Genomic DNA, 15,899 nt, shown 5'->3' with positions numbered 1-15,899 from the left:
GGGACGCACGAGCGAAGGAGCCCACGTCATGCTGTTCGGCCGTACGCCCGTCCTGCCCACCCCCGAGCAGGCGCTGACGGGCCGCTCCGCGCCGGCGTACACGGTCCCCGACCGTCACACCGTCCTCGGCACCCCACTGCTCGGCCCCTACCCCAAGGGCTACGGGACCGCCGACTTCGGCCTGGGCTGCTTCTGGGGCGCCGAACGCAAGTTCTGGCGGCTCCCCGTGGGGGTCTGGACGACCCTGGTCGGCTACCAGGGCGGACACACCGAGAACCCCATGTACGAGGAGGTCTGCTCGGGCCTCACGGGTCACAACGAGGTGGTCCGCGTGGTGTACGACCCCGCCCTCATCTCGTACGAGCGTCTCCTGAAGACCTTCTGGGAGTCCCACGACCCCACGCAGGGCTTCCGCCAGGGCAACGACGTGGGCACCCAGTACCGCTCGGCGATCTACACCCACACCCCCGCCCAGGCCACGGCGGCCGAGACCTCCCGCACCGCCTACCAGCGGGCCCTCACGGCCTCGGGCCACAGGGGCACGATCACGACGGAGATCCTGCCGGCGCAGGGCCGGGTCTTCTATCCGGCGGAGGGGTATCACCAGCAGTACCTCGACAAGAACCCGGCGGGGTACTGCGGGATCGGGGGGACGGGCGTGTCCTGTCCGGTCGGTGTGGCGGGGGCGGATGGCTGAGCCGCTGTCCGGATGTCAGGGCGACCCTGCGGGTGCTGTTGGCCGGTTTCGGATCCGGTCAGCGGTGCGCTGCTGGCCCAGGTGCCCCACACGCGAGTGGTGGGCCGATGCGGCTGCGGTTGCGTGACGGTCGATCTGGACGTGGACCGTACGGCGGTGGCTCCGGCACCGTCCCGTGAGAATCCGGCGATCGACGCCGGGTACACCGAGCCGCACTGGGCCGGTGTCATGCCGCCTGGCCCGATCCCCGGTTCATCGAGCGATGAGTCATGATCTCTGCTGCGGCGCAGCCCCTTGACCTTGACACCGTGGCAAGGCCTTCACTGTTTGCCGAGGAGGTGGTCTCGGTGACCATGGCGGGGCAGGGGCAGGGGCAGGGCCCGGATGCGATGCGGATGCTTCGGGAATTGGAGGACGGCCGTGCGTCCGTGCGGTTGCGGGCGGCCCTGATGGTCGGTACGGCGCCGGAGGCGCGGTTCGTCGGTCCGCTGGTCGAGCGGTGCGCGGTGGAGCCCGAGTTCTTCGTCCGTGACATGCTCACCTGGGCCCTCACCCGCCACCCCTCGTCCGTGACGTTCCCCGCGCTGCTCCGTGAGGTCCGCTCGGAGCGTGCGCAGGCGCGGAGCCAGGCGCTGCACACGCTGTCCAAGATCGGGGACCGGCGGGCCTGGCCGGCGATCACACGGGCACTCCTCACCGACGCCGACGACGAGGTGGCGCGCACCGCCTGGCGGGCGGCGGTCTTGCTGGTGCCGGACGGCGAGGAGCCGGGGTTGGCCGCCGTCCTGGCGACGCAGTTCGGGCGCGGTGAGCGGGAGACCCAGCTGAGCCTCAGCCGGGCGCTGGTCGCGCTGGCCTCTCCGGCTGATCTGGACTTGCTGGACTCTCCGAACGCCCTGGTGTCTCCGATGTCTTCAGCATCTTCGGCCCCGCTGACCTCTCTCGCCTCTCTAGCCTCTCCCGCCTCGCCGGGTGAGAACGCGCAGGAAGCGGTCGTACTGCCCGTTCTCCTCGCCGCGGCCTCGGCCCCCGACCCGCGGGTGCGGGCGCACGCGCTCGCCACGGAACGGATGTTGCGCGACCCCGACGAGGGGTTCGGGTTCGCGATCGAGGAGGCGAAGCGCGTGGTGGCCCTCGGCGAGGCCGGGCGGGCGGGACGATAGGGCGTGTTGATCGGTGAGGTGGCGCGACGGTCCGGGGTCAGCGCCCGCATGCTCAGGCACTACGAGTCGCTCGGCCTGCTGCGCCCTTCGGGACGTACGGGCTCCGGCTATCGGGAGTACTCCGGTGACGACGTCCGGCGGATCTTCCACATCGAGAGCCTGAGGTCGCTGGGACTGTCGTTGCGGGAGATCGGGCGCGCGCTGGACGACCCCGGCTTCACTCCCTCCGCGCTCGTCGACGACCTCATCCGTCAGACGCGCGCACGGATCGCGGCCGAGACCGAGCTGCTCGCGCGGCTTCGCCGTATCGATGCCGCGGAACCCGCCGACTGGGAGGACGTCCTCCAGGACGTGGCGGTGCTCCAGGCGTTGGGGTCGAAGAGCGCCGCCGCGCGTCAGCGAGTCGCGCTGTCCGCGGTCGACGAGGTGCCGGTGGAGGCCCTGGTCGAGGCGGTCCTCAGGGAGTCGGATCCGAACGTGGCCGGGGCACTTCGATGGGCGCTGGCACGATCGGGCGACGGCAGCGCGGCACTCCTGGCGGAGGGCCTGGGCTCACCGTCGGCCGCGGTGCGGGAACGTGCCGTTCGGTCCCTCGCCGAGTTGCCCGATGACGAGGTCACCGCCCGGCTGCGTGACGCCCTCGCGGACCCCGATGCCGTGGTCCGCGGACATGCCGCGCTGGCGCTCGGGACGCGTGGAGTCGCCGATGCCGTTCCGGCGCTCATCGACATGATCGTGGCGGGGCGGAACGACACCGACGCGGCCGACGCACTGGGCATGCTGGCGAGCGACACCTCGACGGCGGACCGGATCGCCGCCGGGCTCGTCGAGCGCCTCGCCCACGACGACACCGAGGCGTCCGCCCGCGCCCGGCTGACCCAGGCACTGGCCGACATTCCGGGGCGGACGGCCTCATGTGCCCTGGTGGAGCTGTCGTACGACCCGGACCGCGCCGTCGCGCTGACCGCGGCGTACCTTCTCCAGCTGCGCGATGCGCGGTAACGGACCTGTCGATCTGTCGAACTGTTGGGCTACGGAGCCTGTGCCGGTCAGCCCTCGGCGCGGGCGGGCAGCCGCCATCCCGGGCGCGGGAAGTGGCAGGTGTAACCGTCCGGGTAGCGCTGGAGGTAGTCCTGGTGCTCGGGCTCGGCCTCCCAGAAGGGGCCCACCGGCTCCACCTCGGTGACGACCTTGCCCGGCCACAGACCGGAGGCGTCCACGTCCGCGATGGTGTCCTCGGCGATCCGCTTCTGCTCGTCGTCGACGTAGTAGATCGCCGAGCGGTAGCTGAGGCCGATGTCGTTGCCCTGGCGGTTCTTGGTGCTCGGGTCGTGGATCTGGAAGAAGAACTCCAGGAGCGTACGGAAGTCGGTCTGCTCGGGGTCGTAGAGGATCTCGATGGCCTCCGCGTGCGTGCCGTGGTTACGGTACGTCGCGTTCGGCACGTCTCCCCCGGTGTATCCCACCCGGGTCGCCGTGACGCCCGGAAGCCGGCGGATCAGCTCCTCCATGCCCCAGAAGCATCCGCCCGCCAACACGGCCCTCTGTGTCTGCGCGGCCATTGCGGCCCTCCCTGTCTGTCGGCTCGGTCACTCGGGCCACTCTGCTCGCACACCATCGGCATCCTGCGCCCACCCTCCTCAACGCGCGGGAGTTCCGGACGATTCCGGCCCGGCCGGACCGGCCGCGGAGTCGCGCCGGAGCGACGGCGCACCCACTCTGAGACCGTCGCTCTCGCCTGGCCTGGCCTGGCCTGGCCGAACGTGTCCGCGCCCCCACACGGCATCCACGATCACCGTCTACCAGGCATACAGTTTCCCCGCGGTGTGGAAGCGGGACCGGATGACATGGATCAAGCAGTGCTCACAGCCTTTTCCCATGGCTGAAGACGACGCGAGCGAGCAGACGGACGCCCGGTTACGGCGAGCCCTCCGGGCCAGGCAGACAGCCGGTACCCAGAGGGCGAAGAAGCACCGGTCCAACTGGACCGGGGAGTCCGCAGCGATCTACTGCCGCATCTCGCATACGAACGACGACGACCAGACCGGCGGAGCGACGGGGCCGGGCCCTGGCGGTACCGGGGCCCGACGCCGCTATGGTGCCGCGACCGGTCGTCCGTCGAATCCGCCTGTCCTTGAATGTCGAATCCGCCTGTCCTTGAATCCGGCCGTCACCAGGACGAGCGCGCCTGGACGTGGGGCAGACCTCCCCCTCAGGGTTGCGGAGCCTTGGAGATGTAGCCGAGGGCCAGTTGGATCCTGGTGACACCGGTGAGATCGACCTGGCGCGCCTGTGCCACCTCCGCCTCGATGGACAACGACCACTCCGTGGCGATGCTGCGCCGCCAGAAATCGGTGGGACGGCTGTTCGCGGGAATCGCCACCGCGCCCGCAGCGGTGTCGTTCTGGGCGGCTACCTGCACGAATGTGCTCCGCGGCTGCAGGTACTGGGTCACTTCCGTCCCGTCTTTGAGGAGCTCGGTGCATCGGGGGCCGTGAGTCACCACGACGGGGAAGGTAGGTGTTCCTGCCGTTATCCCGGAGATGGTCACCGCGGCAGCCATGGTCTTCGCCTCCCATCGCTCCCCCGCAAGGTCGCCGTTGTCCACCACGACGGAGAGGACGAGATCCCGCCGGAAGGCCGCGAGCTCGCCCGGGTCGTCGATGGTGACGTAGTGGACGTCCCCCTTGAACCCTGAAAGATCGTAGGCGTCGAAGACTTTCGTGAGGGAAACAACCGCCAGTTCGGTATTTGTCGCGAGCAAGCGACTCTGAAACTCGACCGCATCGACAAGGTTTTGCTCGAAGTCGAGTTCGATGTCGGGGTGCACATGCCAGCGATCCAGGCGCAAAGCCGCCGACTGGTCCGTCCGCGTGTAAATTTCCACAGCCCGTGCGGCACGGACCTGGCATTCGAGGAATGCGTCGCCGTATCGGCGCACGACATGCAGGAGCGACAGCGCGGTCTCTCGCAGAAGAGTGACATCGGAGCGCGCCTGGGAATGCAGTTGTGCGTAGGCCGTACGTTCCCGCTCCAGTCCCTGTGCCCGCAGGACGGCGATCTGCAGCTGTCGTTGGGCCGACGCGACCTTGGCCTTTGCCGCGAGGGCCTCCTGCAGGCGCAGGGCGAGATCCTTCACCACCTGCTTGAGCTCGGGGTCGCCGGTGGCCTCGTCGATGTCCTTGACGAACTTCGCGAAGCTGACCAGTACGGGCACCGCGCCACCCGCCCACGCATCGATGTCGATCTGCCCGTCCTTCTGATGCCCGGCGGCCTCTTTGAGCCCCTGCGCTCGGATCTTCGAGAGTTCCCCTCCGGCCACGACGGCGTCCTTGAGGATCTTCGTCTCGTCGTCGGACCCGCTGAAGTTGACATTGCCGAGTGTCATCAGATCGGGAATCGAGCCGATGATCTTGCCCGCGTGCTCGCCCACGTACGCGCTGACGACCAGCCCCACGACAGCGAACAGACCCACGACGACGATCCCGCCCCAGTCGATCGGCTCTTCCAGCTCCGCCTTGCGGTTTCTGACCTCTTGGAGTGTGGCCGCCCACCGGGCATCGGCGGCTTTCAGCTCGGCCGTGGCTACGGTGAGGGTGTCCTGCGCGTCGATGCGTGCCGCCTCCAGGACCCGGCCGGTGAAGTCCAGGGTCGCCAGCTGCACTTGCAGTTGCGACTCCGTCAGACCGGTGCCGGCTGTCGCCGTGAGCAATGCCTTCACGTCTGCGAACAGCCCCTCGATCCACGAGCCGTCCGATTCGAGGCGCGCTCGGAAGCGCTCGAAGTCGGCGACGACATCGAGGTTGCGGGGCAGACCCAGAAAGTTGTCGCCGTTGGTGAACTGGGCCTTGAGCGCGGCCGCTTCGAGGCGCAGCGGATCCGCCGCGATGACCAGGTCCAGCAGACCGAGGATCGTGTCGGCCTCGGCAGAGGTGGGCAGTCCCCGCACTTGGCGGAAGCGGAACTCCGCGGTGCGCAGCCATTGCATCGCCGCCGCGGCCAGGTCATCGCTTCGTTCCTCACGGACCTTCAACCAGAGTTTGTCCGGGGGAAGCTCCTCCGCTACGGCAGTACCCGCAAGGCCGGTCGGGCCGGGTTGGCCAAGAGGGCCATCAGGCGCTCCGGGACGCGGCCGGCCCTGCGCCGTGGGAGCCCCCTTCCCCCCTTGGCCGCCCTCGCCGGCCGTCCCTCCGGCACCACCGGCGGCGGTGACCCGTGCCGCGGCTCCCGAACTCCAGAACACCCTCGCGACGCCCCCCGGGCCCCCGGCGCCACCCGAGCCCCCGGGCGCTCCGCCGGTGGGAGGCTCGAACTCGCGGTGCGGCTTGCCTCGGTCATCGATCTCGATGGTGACGATCTCGTCCGCGCCGGGAGTACCGTCGGGACCGGCGCCACCCGTGCCGCCGTCGGCAATGACCGTAAGCTCGTGACGCAAGAGACGTGCGAAGACCTGGGCCGAACGCCCGGAGTGGCCGGCCTCGGCGGGCATGACGGCGGAGGCACCTGCCATGTTGACGGTGAGCCCCGGAGCTGTGCAGTCATCCGCGACAAGCACCAGGTTCAACAGGTAGGAGGGGTCGGCCGGGTCCCGGAGGTCGAACACGTACCCGGGTGTCGCGGTGAGCGTCCGTACCGCGATGACCAGGGTGCCTCCCGTCACCAGCCCTTTGGTGCGGGCGAATCGCAGGAGGCGCTGCTGAGTCGCATCGGAGAGATCGAGCGTCTCCCGGACATACAGAGCGATGTTCATGACTACCCCCGGGGATGGTTCTTGGCGGCTTGAGCAGCCTGATCAGTTCTTCTCACCGACAGCACGACAGCCGTCGATCAACCTCTCCTGCTGTAGCCGTACAAGCTCCAGGGCTTCTTTCAGGGAATCGAGTTGACCCGCCACGAGGAGCGATTCCGCGGGTGTGGTCCAGCCCGGTCGCCGCCAGGATTCCCGGAGCGTCTGCCAGAGATCCTCGTCCCGGATCGTTGTGATGACGCGCACGATTTCATGGACCTTGCCGTCCAGTTCTTCGATGTCCCTTTCCATGCCCTCTCCCCGAGATCCAGGAAAAAACCGTTCCGAGAGCATCCAGCCGCAGGGAAACCGGGACAAGGTCTCTCACTTCTTCCCGGCAGATCAGCGATTTCTTTTGGCCTCGTGCATCGCTCTCACACTTCCCAGACCTCACACGGTTCCCGTGGGGCACCGCATGGCGAATCGTCGAATGTGCCACAGCTTGCGCCTGCCTCGCGTTCGCCGCCGGATGGACCGAAGGGTGGGAGCCCCGAGGAGCAGAGGAGAGAGTGGCGTGAAATCGACGCCCGTGCCATGAGCAGTCAGCCTCCGTCTGAACACGCAGAGCCCGGACCGAGGAGTCTTCGTGCCCGCCGAGCGTCTACAGCGACGGCAGTCCCGCGCATCACGAAACGAGGCGCCGAAGAATGGGCACCGAGCTGACCACCCCTGCCAACGGGTTCTTGGAGTGCCGTCTCACCAACGATGTGACCGAGGGGCTGACGCGGCGAGCACGGCGGTTCGTCGTCGCGCACGGCGTCAGGATCGATGTGCCGCCGGTGGGCCGGCTCCGGGAGCAGTGGCTTGCGCTCGGAGTCCCGTCGGTGCAGATCGACCGCGTGACGGAGTATCAGGAGCGCTGGGGAGGTCTCGTCCTGCCTCCCGCTCCGCACTACGACGGTGGGCCGAAGTATCTGGACTCCGACCTTCCGGAGGGGTCGGCGGAGGAAGGGTGGCTGTTCCCCGCGGGAACCGACCGGACCGCCGTCCCCTACTCGTTCATGATCGGACCCGGCGGCGAGTTTGGCGTGTACGGCATGCGCTGGACGCCGCTGCACCGAACCGTCGAGGGGTGGGTGGAGTCTCTCGCGCTGGCCCATCATGCGTCGATGTGGGCACGGCAGGTCACCAGGGTCACCGGGGATGAGGCCGACGCCGTCGCTCTCGACTCGTTCGAGCCGGTGGAGGAGGTCATGGGGATGACGGACACATGGTGGCGAGGAACCGACTCCCTGGTAGCCGTGTACGCGGGAGAGGCCGAGTGCTTCTCCGCCCCTGCGTGCCGCACCGCGTTGATCTACTCCGGCCTCGACGACTGGGGGCTGCGCGGAGGCGTTGGTGACGGGCTGAAGGGTCTGTGAGCGTGCCTTGACACGGGTCATCATGCCGCGTTCACAGACCCTGAGCACGGGTGTGGGGCAGCGCGCCCTCAGTCGAACGCCATGACCAGGCGGACGCCGTCGTCGCCGAAGCGGGCGGCCAGGGCCTTCATCACGGCGAAGACGTGTGGCCAGCGTGTCGTCGGTCCCAGGACACTGCCGATGGTCAGTGGTTCGTAGGCACAGACCAAGTCGTCAGTGGTCCACTCGACGCGTTCTGAAGCGCTGTCCGAGTCGGCAGGCGGTACGCCCACGGTGGACAGGATCGCCGTCGGCCACGGCTGAGATACGAGTTGGCGCCGTTGTGTCGCCGGCTGCGACTTCTTGTGCCAGGTCACTCGGCCGACGAAGTCCGCGGGCCTGGTCGCGGGATCGATGGAGGCGAGTTCGGCCCAGCTGATCCAGCTCGCGCCGTCCATCTCGCCCTGGGAAACCCATGAGCCCAGCTCTGCGCACAGGGCGCTCGACAGGTCGGCGGGAAGGCCACGACCGGCTGCGAGCGGCCGGAAGCCCACGTAGTTGCGGACTCCGAAAAGGAGGCCGAAGGCCGCGTAGTCGGTCTCGTCGTACAGCGGCCACAGATCCATGGCGGTCACCCATGGTTCGCCGTCGTAGTAGTCGGTGCCGACGTGGGGATGGCGGAACTCGATCCCACCGTGGATGTCCGTACCCATGGTGGCGAACCCTAACTGTCCTCAGAGGCCGGCTGGATCGCTGGAAAGCCAGTCTTGGTGTTGGTCCGTGTCCGCGACCAAGACTTCGGCCAGCGCCTCGTCCGCCACGGCTCGAAACAGCCCGTCGAGGCAGCCGCGGTTCCACCGGCGCCGGACGGCGGTCAGACGTGTGTGAGTGTGGAACTCCGGGTCGGGGTCGGGGGTCGTGCTTTCCGACTCCGTCCACCAGCGGATGCCGTCAGGATGCAGTGTCTGTCGTGGCGTCGGGTAGCCCTCGGGCCCGGTCGGCCTCGGACTCCGGGTAGCGCTTCGAGTCGGGAAGGCTGTGGAAGCGCACCCAGCGCACCCAGCGCACCCAGCGATCCCAGCGATCCGCGCACCTGGTGCGAAACGTGTGAGCGGCGGGAGGGTCCGGCGGATGGCGTTCCCTCCACCAGGCCGCCAAGAGATCAGGGTCGATGGCGGGACTCCCCCCTTGGTGGGAGCCACACCGATAGGACGGCAGGCTCTGTGCGGTCAGTTGAACGCCCCCACGAGGCCTACGCCGTCCTCACCCGCCCCGACGCCGTCTGCCCGTTCGGAATGGGCAGACGTCATGGAGCCCATACGCAAACCGTCCTCGTCACTTGGCAGCCGCCGGCTTGCTGAGCTTGTTCAGCTGAGCCTTGATGATCGCGTTCGGTACGTCGGCCGGGTCCTTGTCATTCGGCCCCTTGGGGCGGTTGAAGCTGGTGAACACGGCGACCGTGGCCCCTTGTCGGACAGCCACCACCGCATAGGGCACCCGGACCGGCTCCTCGCCCTCGAACGACGCCAGCTGTGTGAGCCGGAGGGACACGGATTCATCGCCGTAGCCAGGATCGGGTCGGAGTTGGACCGCGTCGTAGTCGAAGTCCGCCAGGATGTCCTTGAAGGTCTTGCACCGCTCGGCGGCCGTCCGCAACGCGTCAATCACCTGCTCGGCATCTCCTGGGCTGTGCGACGAAAGGGTCATGTGCGCACCGGGGCCGTGCTCCTTCGAAAAAACGCTCCGGGCGATGCGCGCGGTGGCAGCGAAACCACTGCTGCCGCCCACCGCCTCCATGACAGGCGCGCATTCTGCAGGGTCCGCCGTCTTGCGGGACGCGAAGGTGGCAGCGAGGGCCCGCTCCACTTCGTAGCCGCCGAGATCTGCGCCTGTGATCGTCGCCCGCTCCAGGTCCGTCTTGCTCAACGGCTTGTCCTGCACACCGGGCGTCCCTGTCGGCTCCGATGCGGCATCTGTCCGAGAGCCCTGCCCGGTTCCGCATCCGGCGAGCGCCAACGAAGTCATGAGCATGGCAACCGTAACGCCGACACCTGATTGGCGAACCACTGTTTCTCCACCCGTTTGATCCTGGAACGCGAGCCCTTCGCCCGGCTCAACGCATTGAGTAGCACAGTAGTTCGTCAGTGCGAGCGTGCGAGTGCGAGAGACACGCCTACCCCTCTGAGCCGGCGCGCCTGTCGTTCGAGGGGACGTGAGGGACGGCGGAGCCGGGGTCGAAGCCTGCGAAGGCCAAGCCGATGACGAAACCCGCCACCTCTTCCAACTGGCGGACGCGATCCAGCGTCCCCAGAGTCGCCGGGACTCCACCGACGTCACGGACCAGTTCACCGACGACATGCAGGGCGGTCGCATCGTCGCCGCACATCGCCACTGTCACACGGGACTGGCCACCACTGGGCCCGCTCGTCCACTGGTCAGCGGGAAAGAGATGGAACGCCTTCACGACCCGGGCTCCCGGAGCAAGTCCGGCGATCCGCTCCGCCATCGCCTCGCCGTGTTCGGTGAGCAGGGTGCCGACGCCATGCGTCACGGCGTTCGTGGGATCGATCAACGGCATCCCTTCGAGCCCGCCGTCGGATGCGCCCACCATTCCCAGCATCTCCTCGACACCGTCCCAGGACACGGCGAGGAGCACCGCATCGCGCCCGGTGACCGCCTCACGCGGTGCGACAGCGAGCACTTTGTGGTCCAGCCGCTCAGCAAGCCTCTCCGCCTTGGCCTGCGACCGTCCGCCGATCGCCACCTCATGTCCCGCACGTGCCCAGCCCCTACCCAGGGCCGCCGCCAATGTCCCGGTTCCCAGGATCCCGATGCGCATCATCCGTGCCTCTCCCGTAGTGGTCGGTCGGGTGGTCACGGTAGGGAACGCGTTACGCACCGATCAGTGCGTGACCGGCGCGCGATGATGGACGGCGAGATGACTGATTACGACGCCCACTGCTATGAGTTGGTCGCCGATTGCCGTTTGCGCGCGGCCACCGATCTCTTCGCCCATACCTGGGATCCCGTTGTACTGGCGGCGCTTCGCTTGGGACCGTACCGACGTCGTGAGTTGCGCGCCATGATTGGCGGCATCAGCGACAAGGTTCTGACCGACTCCTTGCACCGTCTGCTCGCGAGCGGACTGATCCAGCGCCACGTCCATGCCGAGGCGCCGCCACGCGTCGACTACGCCCTGACCGGCTTGGGGCAGAGCCTGGTCGAGGGCCCCATGAAGGCGCTTGGACGCTGGGCGATCGAGCACGGTGACGAACTTCTTGAAGCCCAGGAGAACAGTGAGCGCAAGGGGTCTGTGAGCGAGGCTTGAGGTGGGCCATCAAGCCGCGTTCACGATGCGGCGGACGCCCTCGTCACCGAAGCGGACGGCCGGCTCGGCAGGCGGTACGCCCACGGTGGACAGGGTCGCCGTCGGCCACGCACGGGCCGGCGAAGTCCGCCGATCTGGTCGCGGGATCGATGGAGGCGAGTTCGGCCCGGCTGACCCAGCTCGCGCCGTCGTCGTACAGCGGCCACAGATCCGGCGGTCACCCATGGTTCGCCGTGGTCGTAGTCGGTGCCGACGTGGGGATGGCGGAACTCGGTCCCACCGTAAATGTCCGTACCCGGGCGGCCCTCGGCGGAGGCGCACAACCCCACTGAAAGGTATGGCGATGGACGAAGACGAGAGCCTGGACCGCTACGGCCTGCACCCCGTCGGGGCGCACCTCGACGAGGTACGAGGTCTGCTCACCGTACAGACCCGGCTGGAGAAGCGTGCGCAGGGAGACGGTGACACGGAGCTGATGAAGTTGTGCTGCGTGCAGCTGTACAACGCCGGGAATCTGGAAGACGTGCTCCTGATCTGGAAGGCGAAGTCCGCCAGCATGGACGCGGCTTGCTCAATCGGTATCCAGTTGCTGTGCGGCAGCGGCCTGGCCACGACCAAGGCATACCTGTCGAGCCTTCGCCTGCCCGAAGCTGAAGCGGCACTGCGACGACTGCTCCAGTGCGAATCGGCCGGCGACTTCGAGGGCTTCTCCGTCGAAGGCCACTCGGGCTTCTACGCCGCCTGCTATGCGCCCTGACGACGGTCGCCGACCCTACCGTTCGCTCGCTCGCAACCCGGACGAATGGGTCGTCTCCATCAGCGACAACACGGCCCGCTGACGCCGTCAGCCCCCACTCCCGTACGGCCGCGTCAGTATCTCCAGTCGGTGCCCGTTCGGGTCGTCGAAATACGCGCCCCGGCCGCCGTCGTTGTGGTTGATCTCGCCGGGGCGGTGGTGGAAGGGATCCGCCCAGTACGTCAGTCCCGCCGCCTGGACGCGGGCGAAGATCGTGTCGAAGTCGTCCTCGGAGACGAGGAACGCGTAGTGCTGGGGCGTGATCTCGCCGGTGGTGTCCAGGTAGTCGAGGGTCACGCCGTTGGGGATCCCGACGGGGACGAAGGGGCCGTACTGCGGGCTGACTTCCAGGCCCAGGATGTCGGCCAGGAAACGGGCCGAGGCGTGCTTGTCGTGTGCGGCGACGATGGTGTGGTTCAGCTGAACGGTCATCGTGGAGGCCTCCTCCTCCCGACCATACTCCGCCGCCGGTTAAGGTAAGCCTTGCCTTAACAAACCATTGGGCCAGCGGACCAGTGGCCCAGCAAACCAGCACCATCCGGAGTAGTCGTGCGTACAGCAGCAGTCCGAGCCGTCCTGGCCTCGATCGTCGTGGGAGGGCTGCTCGCCGGCTGCTCGTCGTCGGGCACCGGCGGGACGACCGAGCAAGCCGAACGCAACCCGGTCAAGGGCGCCACCGAGGGCCCCTCCGCCGCACCCAGCGCCCTCGCCGACGGCATGGGCTCCGACCAGGACACCGACGGGGCCTTCCCGCGGACGGTCACGCACTTCAAGGGCGAGACCACGATCAGCGCCGAGCCGAAGAAGATCGCCGTGCTCAGCACCGGGCAGCTCGACGACCTGCTGTCCCTCGGGGTCGTGCCCACGGCCACCACGCGCGCCGACAACGCCGGGCTCGTGCCCGACTACCTCGCGGAGGCCTTCCCGGCGGACAGGAAGCGGCTCGCCGCCATGACCGACGCGGGCACCCGCCAGGCCCCCAACCTGGAGACTCTCGCCGCGGCCGAGCCCGACCTCATCCTCGCCAACGACTCCCTCGGCGACCTCTACCCCAAGCTGTCGAAGATCGCGCCCACCGTGATCACCGCCGGCAACGGCATCAACTGGAAGCGCGACCTGCTGCTCGTCGGCGACGCGCTCGGCAAGGGGCGGGCGGCGCGGGCGATGCTGGACGGCATCGTCGCCGACGCCGAGAAGCAGGGCGCGGCGGTCGAGGGCGGCCCGAGCGTCTCCATGGTCCGCTTCACGCCCGACCGCACGCGCATGTTCGGGGTGTCCTCCTTCACCGGGTCCATCGCCGTCGACATGGGGCTCGCACGTCCCAAGTCCCAGCAGTTCAAGGCCATTTCGGAGGACATCGGCGCGGAGAGCATCGACACCGCCGACGGGGACTGGATCTTCTACTCCGTGCAGGGGGACGCGTCGAAGACGGACGCGGCGAGCGTCGTCGCCGGGCCGCTGTGGAAGTCGATGAAGGCGGTGCAGGCCGGACAGGCCGTGAAGGTCGACGACGACCCCTGGTACCTCAACGCCGGCCCGTCCGCCGCGCGTCTGGTGATCTCGGAGCTCGCCGAGAACCTCGGCAAGTGATACGTCGTCTCGCCTGGCCGGCGGCGCTCCTCGCGGTGACCGCGGCCGGGGTGCTCAGCCTCGCCGTCGGAACGCGGCCGGTGCCCTTGTCCGCCGTCGTGGACGCCCTGCTGCACGGGGGCGCCTCCCCGTCCCCGGACGCGCTCGTCGTACGGTCCCTGCGCCTGCCGCGGACCGAGATCGGGCTCACCGCCGGGGCCGCCCTCGGGGTCGCGGGGGCCGCGCTCCAGGCCGTGACGCGCAATCCGCTCGCCGACCCGGGGATCCTCGGGCTGAGCCAGGGAGCGGCGGCGGGAGTCGTGCTCGCCATCGGCCTCGGGCTCGCGAACGGGTTCTCCGGGTATGTCTGGTACGCCTTCGCCGGCGCCGTGCTCGCGGCCTGTCTCGTGTACGCCATCGCCGCGCGCGGACGGGACGGGGCGTCGCCGGTGAAGCTCGCGCTCGCGGGGACGGCGTTGTCGGCGATGACCGCCGGCGGGACGACCGTGGTGTTGACGTCGAGTTCCGCCACGCTGGATCAGTTCCGGTTCTGGCAGGTGGGGTCCTTGAGCGGACGCGACGCCGGGACCGTCGTACGCATGCTGCCGTTTCTTGTCGCCGGGGCGCTGCTCGTGCTCGCCTGTGCCCGGGGGCTGGACGCGTTGGCGCTCGGGGACGAGACGGCTCGGGCGCTGGGGCACCGGGTTTCGCTGGTGCGGGGGGCCGCGGCGCTGGGAGCCGCGCTGCTGACCGCGGCGGCGGTGGCCGCGGCGGGGCCGATCGCGTTCGTGGGGCTCGCGGTGCCGCATCTGGCGCGGCGACTCGTGGCGGGCGGGCATCGGGGGGTGCTGCCGTTGTCCGCGGTGCTGGGGGCCGCGTTGCTGGTGGGGGCGGATGTGCTGGGGCGGGTGGTGCGGGCTCCTGCGGAGGTGCCGGCGGGGGTGATGACGGCGTTGGTGGGGGTGCCGGTGCTGGTCTTTCTTGTACGGCGTCGAGGGGCTGTTTCGTGAAGGCAGAGCGGCGTGGGGCGGCGCCTACCGGTGTGCCTCGGCAGGTGATCTCGCGACTGCGGGAGCGTCGTGGCCGGTCGCGCCCCGCCGCGAAGCGGCAAGTCGACACAGCCCCGCGCCCCTGGGTGGGGACAGTCACGCCGACTTCCACCGCACCCACCCACGGGCGCGGCCGAACGACCACCGTCCTCCGGCCCCACCCCCGCCTCTCCCTCCTCGTCCACCGGAGATCCCTCGCCGTCGCCTGCGTTCTCCTTGTCCTGCTCCTCACCGCCATGGCCGCCTCCGCCTCCCTCGGCCAGACCTACATCTCCCCCGCCGAGGTCTGGCACACCGTCCGCACCGGAACCGGCCCCTACGACCTCGTCGTCAACGAACTGCGCGTCCCCCGGATCGTGTTCGGTGCTCTCGTCGGGGCCGCGCTCGGGCTGTCCGGGGCGCTCGTCCAGACCGTCACGCGGAATCCGCTCGCCAGCCCTGACGTCATCGGCGTCGGGCACGGGGCCGCCGCCGCGACGGTGATCGCGCTCGCCACCGGGACCGTCTCCTCGCCCGGCGCGATGCCGGCCGTGTCCGTCGTGGGCGGGCTCGGCGCCGCCGCGCTCGTGTACGCGCTGGCCTGGCGTCGGGGTATGCAGGCCGGCCGGTTCGTGCTGGTAGGGGTGGGGATCGGGGTCGCCCTGTCCGCCGTGGTCCAGCTGTATCTCACCGACTCCGAGCTCGAGGCCGCCGAGCAGGTCAAGCTGTGGCTCACCGGGAGCCTCAACGGGCGGGGCTGGGAGCAGGCGGGCCCCCTCGGTGTCGTACTCCTGCTGTGTCTGCCCGCGCTGGTGTGGGCGGGCAGGGCGGCGCGGCCGATCGGGCTGGATCCGGACACGGCCGCCGCGCTGGGCGTACGGGTGGACCGGGTGCGGCTCGGGCTGACCGTGCTCGGGGTCGTGCTCGCCGCCACCGCCACCGGGGCGGCGGGGCCGATCGGGTTCGTCGCGCTGACCTCGCCGCAGCTGGCCAGGCGGCTGACCCGGACACCTCAGCTGCCGCTGCTGTGCTCGGCGCTGACGGGCGCGCTCGTGCTGGTCGCCGCCGATCTCGTCGCGCGGACACTCCTGCCGCCCCTGGAGATCCCGGTCGGCGCGCTGACCTCGCTGGTCGGGGGGCCGTATCTGCTGTGGCTGCTGGGGCGGCGGACGGCCGTACGGTAAAGGGCCCC

General features: G+C 69.3%; 16 protein-coding genes. 9 read left to right on the top strand and 7 right to left on the bottom strand.

Annotated elements, in window-relative coordinates:
* The first annotated feature begins 28 nt into the window (after positions 1 to 28).
* The 3 genes from msrA (AB0D34_RS44190) to AB0D34_RS44180 all read left to right on the top strand — a co-directional run bounded on the left by msrA (AB0D34_RS44190) (position 29) and on the right by AB0D34_RS44180 (position 2,862).
* Positions 29 to 697 (top strand): peptide-methionine (S)-S-oxide reductase MsrA, encoded by a 669-nt coding sequence (gene msrA, locus AB0D34_RS44190; protein ID WP_362673127.1) that lies wholly within the window; start codon positions 29 to 31, stop codon positions 695 to 697.
* 353 nt (positions 698 to 1,050) lie between these two features.
* Positions 1,051 to 1,860 (top strand): HEAT repeat domain-containing protein, encoded by an 810-nt coding sequence (locus tag AB0D34_RS44185; RefSeq protein ID WP_362673153.1) that lies wholly within the window; start codon positions 1,051 to 1,053, stop codon positions 1,858 to 1,860.
* A gap of 3 nt (positions 1,861 to 1,863) precedes the next feature.
* Entirely contained in the window at positions 1,864 to 2,862 is a 999-nt protein-coding gene (locus tag AB0D34_RS44180; protein WP_362673124.1) for a MerR family transcriptional regulator, read from the top strand.
* Between the two features lie 47 nt (positions 2,863 to 2,909).
* On the opposite strand, the gene msrA (AB0D34_RS44175) is transcribed toward AB0D34_RS44180, so the two are convergent.
* From msrA (AB0D34_RS44175) to AB0D34_RS44165, 3 genes are all read right to left on the bottom strand, one after another.
* Positions 2,910 to 3,422 carry a peptide-methionine (S)-S-oxide reductase MsrA gene (gene msrA / locus AB0D34_RS44175; RefSeq protein WP_362673121.1) on the bottom strand — a complete coding sequence of 171 codons (513 nt, stop codon included), beginning with the start codon at positions 3,420 to 3,422 and terminating at the stop codon, positions 2,910 to 2,912.
* A 650-nt stretch (positions 3,423 to 4,072) separates the two neighbouring features.
* The gene (locus tag AB0D34_RS44170; protein WP_362673119.1) at positions 4,073 to 6,610 is read right to left on the bottom strand and encodes a hypothetical protein; all 2,538 of its coding nucleotides are present in this window, start codon (positions 6,608 to 6,610) and stop codon (positions 4,073 to 4,075) included.
* A 42-nt stretch (positions 6,611 to 6,652) separates the two neighbouring features.
* Entirely contained in the window at positions 6,653 to 6,898 is a 246-nt protein-coding gene (locus AB0D34_RS44165) for a hypothetical protein (RefSeq protein ID WP_362673116.1), read from the bottom strand.
* Between the two features lie 395 nt (positions 6,899 to 7,293).
* Between AB0D34_RS44165 and AB0D34_RS44160 the strand changes: the two genes are divergently transcribed.
* Entirely contained in the window at positions 7,294 to 8,007 is a 714-nt protein-coding gene (locus AB0D34_RS44160) for a hypothetical protein (RefSeq protein ID WP_362673113.1), read from the top strand.
* A gap of 68 nt (positions 8,008 to 8,075) precedes the next feature.
* Here the strand turns inward: AB0D34_RS44160 and AB0D34_RS44155 are convergent, their stop codons facing one another.
* The 3 genes from AB0D34_RS44155 to AB0D34_RS44145 all read right to left on the bottom strand — a co-directional run bounded on the left by AB0D34_RS44155 (position 8,076) and on the right by AB0D34_RS44145 (position 10,864).
* On the bottom strand, positions 8,076 to 8,699 hold the full coding sequence (locus AB0D34_RS44155) for a hypothetical protein (RefSeq protein ID WP_362673111.1): 624 nt from the start codon (positions 8,697 to 8,699) through the stop codon (positions 8,076 to 8,078).
* Between the two features lie 622 nt (positions 8,700 to 9,321).
* The gene (locus tag AB0D34_RS44150) at positions 9,322 to 9,927 is read right to left on the bottom strand and encodes a hypothetical protein (protein WP_362673109.1); all 606 of its coding nucleotides are present in this window, start codon (positions 9,925 to 9,927) and stop codon (positions 9,322 to 9,324) included.
* A 232-nt stretch (positions 9,928 to 10,159) separates the two neighbouring features.
* Positions 10,160 to 10,864, bottom strand: a complete 705-nt coding sequence (locus AB0D34_RS44145; protein WP_362673107.1) for an NAD(P)-binding domain-containing protein — start codon at positions 10,862 to 10,864, stop codon at positions 10,160 to 10,162.
* A 27-nt stretch (positions 10,865 to 10,891) separates the two neighbouring features.
* Between AB0D34_RS44145 and AB0D34_RS44140 the strand changes: the two genes are divergently transcribed.
* Both AB0D34_RS44140 and AB0D34_RS44135 read left to right on the top strand, forming a co-directional pair.
* Entirely contained in the window at positions 10,892 to 11,314 is a 423-nt protein-coding gene (locus AB0D34_RS44140) for a helix-turn-helix domain-containing protein (RefSeq protein WP_362673104.1), read from the top strand.
* A gap of 343 nt (positions 11,315 to 11,657) precedes the next feature.
* Positions 11,658 to 12,071: a hypothetical protein gene (locus AB0D34_RS44135; RefSeq protein ID WP_362673102.1), complete on the top strand. Its 414-nt coding sequence runs from the start codon at positions 11,658 to 11,660 to the stop codon at positions 12,069 to 12,071.
* 87 nt (positions 12,072 to 12,158) lie between these two features.
* Here AB0D34_RS44135 and AB0D34_RS44130 read toward each other — a convergent pair whose 3' ends face one another.
* A complete protein-coding gene (locus AB0D34_RS44130; protein ID WP_362673100.1) occupies positions 12,159 to 12,542 on the bottom strand; it encodes a VOC family protein in 384 nt (127 codons plus the stop codon).
* A 117-nt stretch (positions 12,543 to 12,659) separates the two neighbouring features.
* On the opposite strand from AB0D34_RS44130, the gene AB0D34_RS44125 reads away from it, so the two are divergent.
* From AB0D34_RS44125 to AB0D34_RS44115, 3 genes are all read left to right on the top strand, one after another.
* Positions 12,660 to 13,700, top strand: coding sequence for an iron-siderophore ABC transporter substrate-binding protein (locus AB0D34_RS44125; RefSeq protein WP_362673098.1), 1,041 nt, complete (start codon positions 12,660 to 12,662; stop codon positions 13,698 to 13,700).
* The gene (locus AB0D34_RS44120) at positions 13,697 to 14,689 is read left to right on the top strand and encodes an iron ABC transporter permease (RefSeq protein WP_362673095.1); all 993 of its coding nucleotides are present in this window, start codon (positions 13,697 to 13,699) and stop codon (positions 14,687 to 14,689) included. Before AB0D34_RS44125 ends, AB0D34_RS44120 begins: the two co-directional genes overlap by 4 nt.
* A gap of 125 nt (positions 14,690 to 14,814) precedes the next feature.
* Complete coding sequence (locus AB0D34_RS44115; protein WP_362673093.1) at positions 14,815 to 15,891, top strand: iron ABC transporter permease; 1,077 nt, start codon at positions 14,815 to 14,817, stop codon at positions 15,889 to 15,891.
* Positions 15,892 to 15,899 lie beyond the last annotated feature (8 nt).

It is taken from the genome of Streptomyces sp. NPDC048420 (assembly GCF_040651535.1).
GTDB lineage: Bacteria > Actinomycetota > Actinomycetes > Streptomycetales > Streptomycetaceae > Streptomyces.
The sequence above is the reverse complement of the archived record's forward strand: the minus strand, read 5'-3'. Positions and strand labels throughout refer to the sequence as shown.

Coding starts and splice junctions, on each gene's coding strand:
- AB0D34_RS44130 (WP_362673100.1), bottom strand. CDS start 12,542: ATGACCGTTCAGCTGAACCACACCATCGTCGCCGCACACGACAAGCAC.
- AB0D34_RS44160 (WP_362673113.1), top strand. CDS start 7,294: ATGGGCACCGAGCTGACCACCCCTGCCAACGGGTTCTTGGAGTGCCGT.
- AB0D34_RS44135 (WP_362673102.1), top strand. CDS start 11,658: ATGGACGAAGACGAGAGCCTGGACCGCTACGGCCTGCACCCCGTCGGG.
- msrA (WP_362673121.1), bottom strand. CDS start 3,422: ATGGCCGCGCAGACACAGAGGGCCGTGTTGGCGGGCGGATGCTTCTGG.
- AB0D34_RS44155 (WP_362673111.1), bottom strand. CDS start 8,699: ATGGGTACGGACATCCACGGTGGGATCGAGTTCCGCCATCCCCACGTC.
- AB0D34_RS44185 (WP_362673153.1), top strand. CDS start 1,051: ATGGCGGGGCAGGGGCAGGGGCAGGGCCCGGATGCGATGCGGATGCTT.
- AB0D34_RS44170 (WP_362673119.1), bottom strand. CDS start 6,610: ATGAACATCGCTCTGTATGTCCGGGAGACGCTCGATCTCTCCGATGCG.
- msrA (WP_362673127.1), top strand. CDS start 29: ATGCTGTTCGGCCGTACGCCCGTCCTGCCCACCCCCGAGCAGGCGCTG.
- AB0D34_RS44165 (WP_362673116.1), bottom strand. CDS start 6,898: ATGGAAAGGGACATCGAAGAACTGGACGGCAAGGTCCATGAAATCGTG.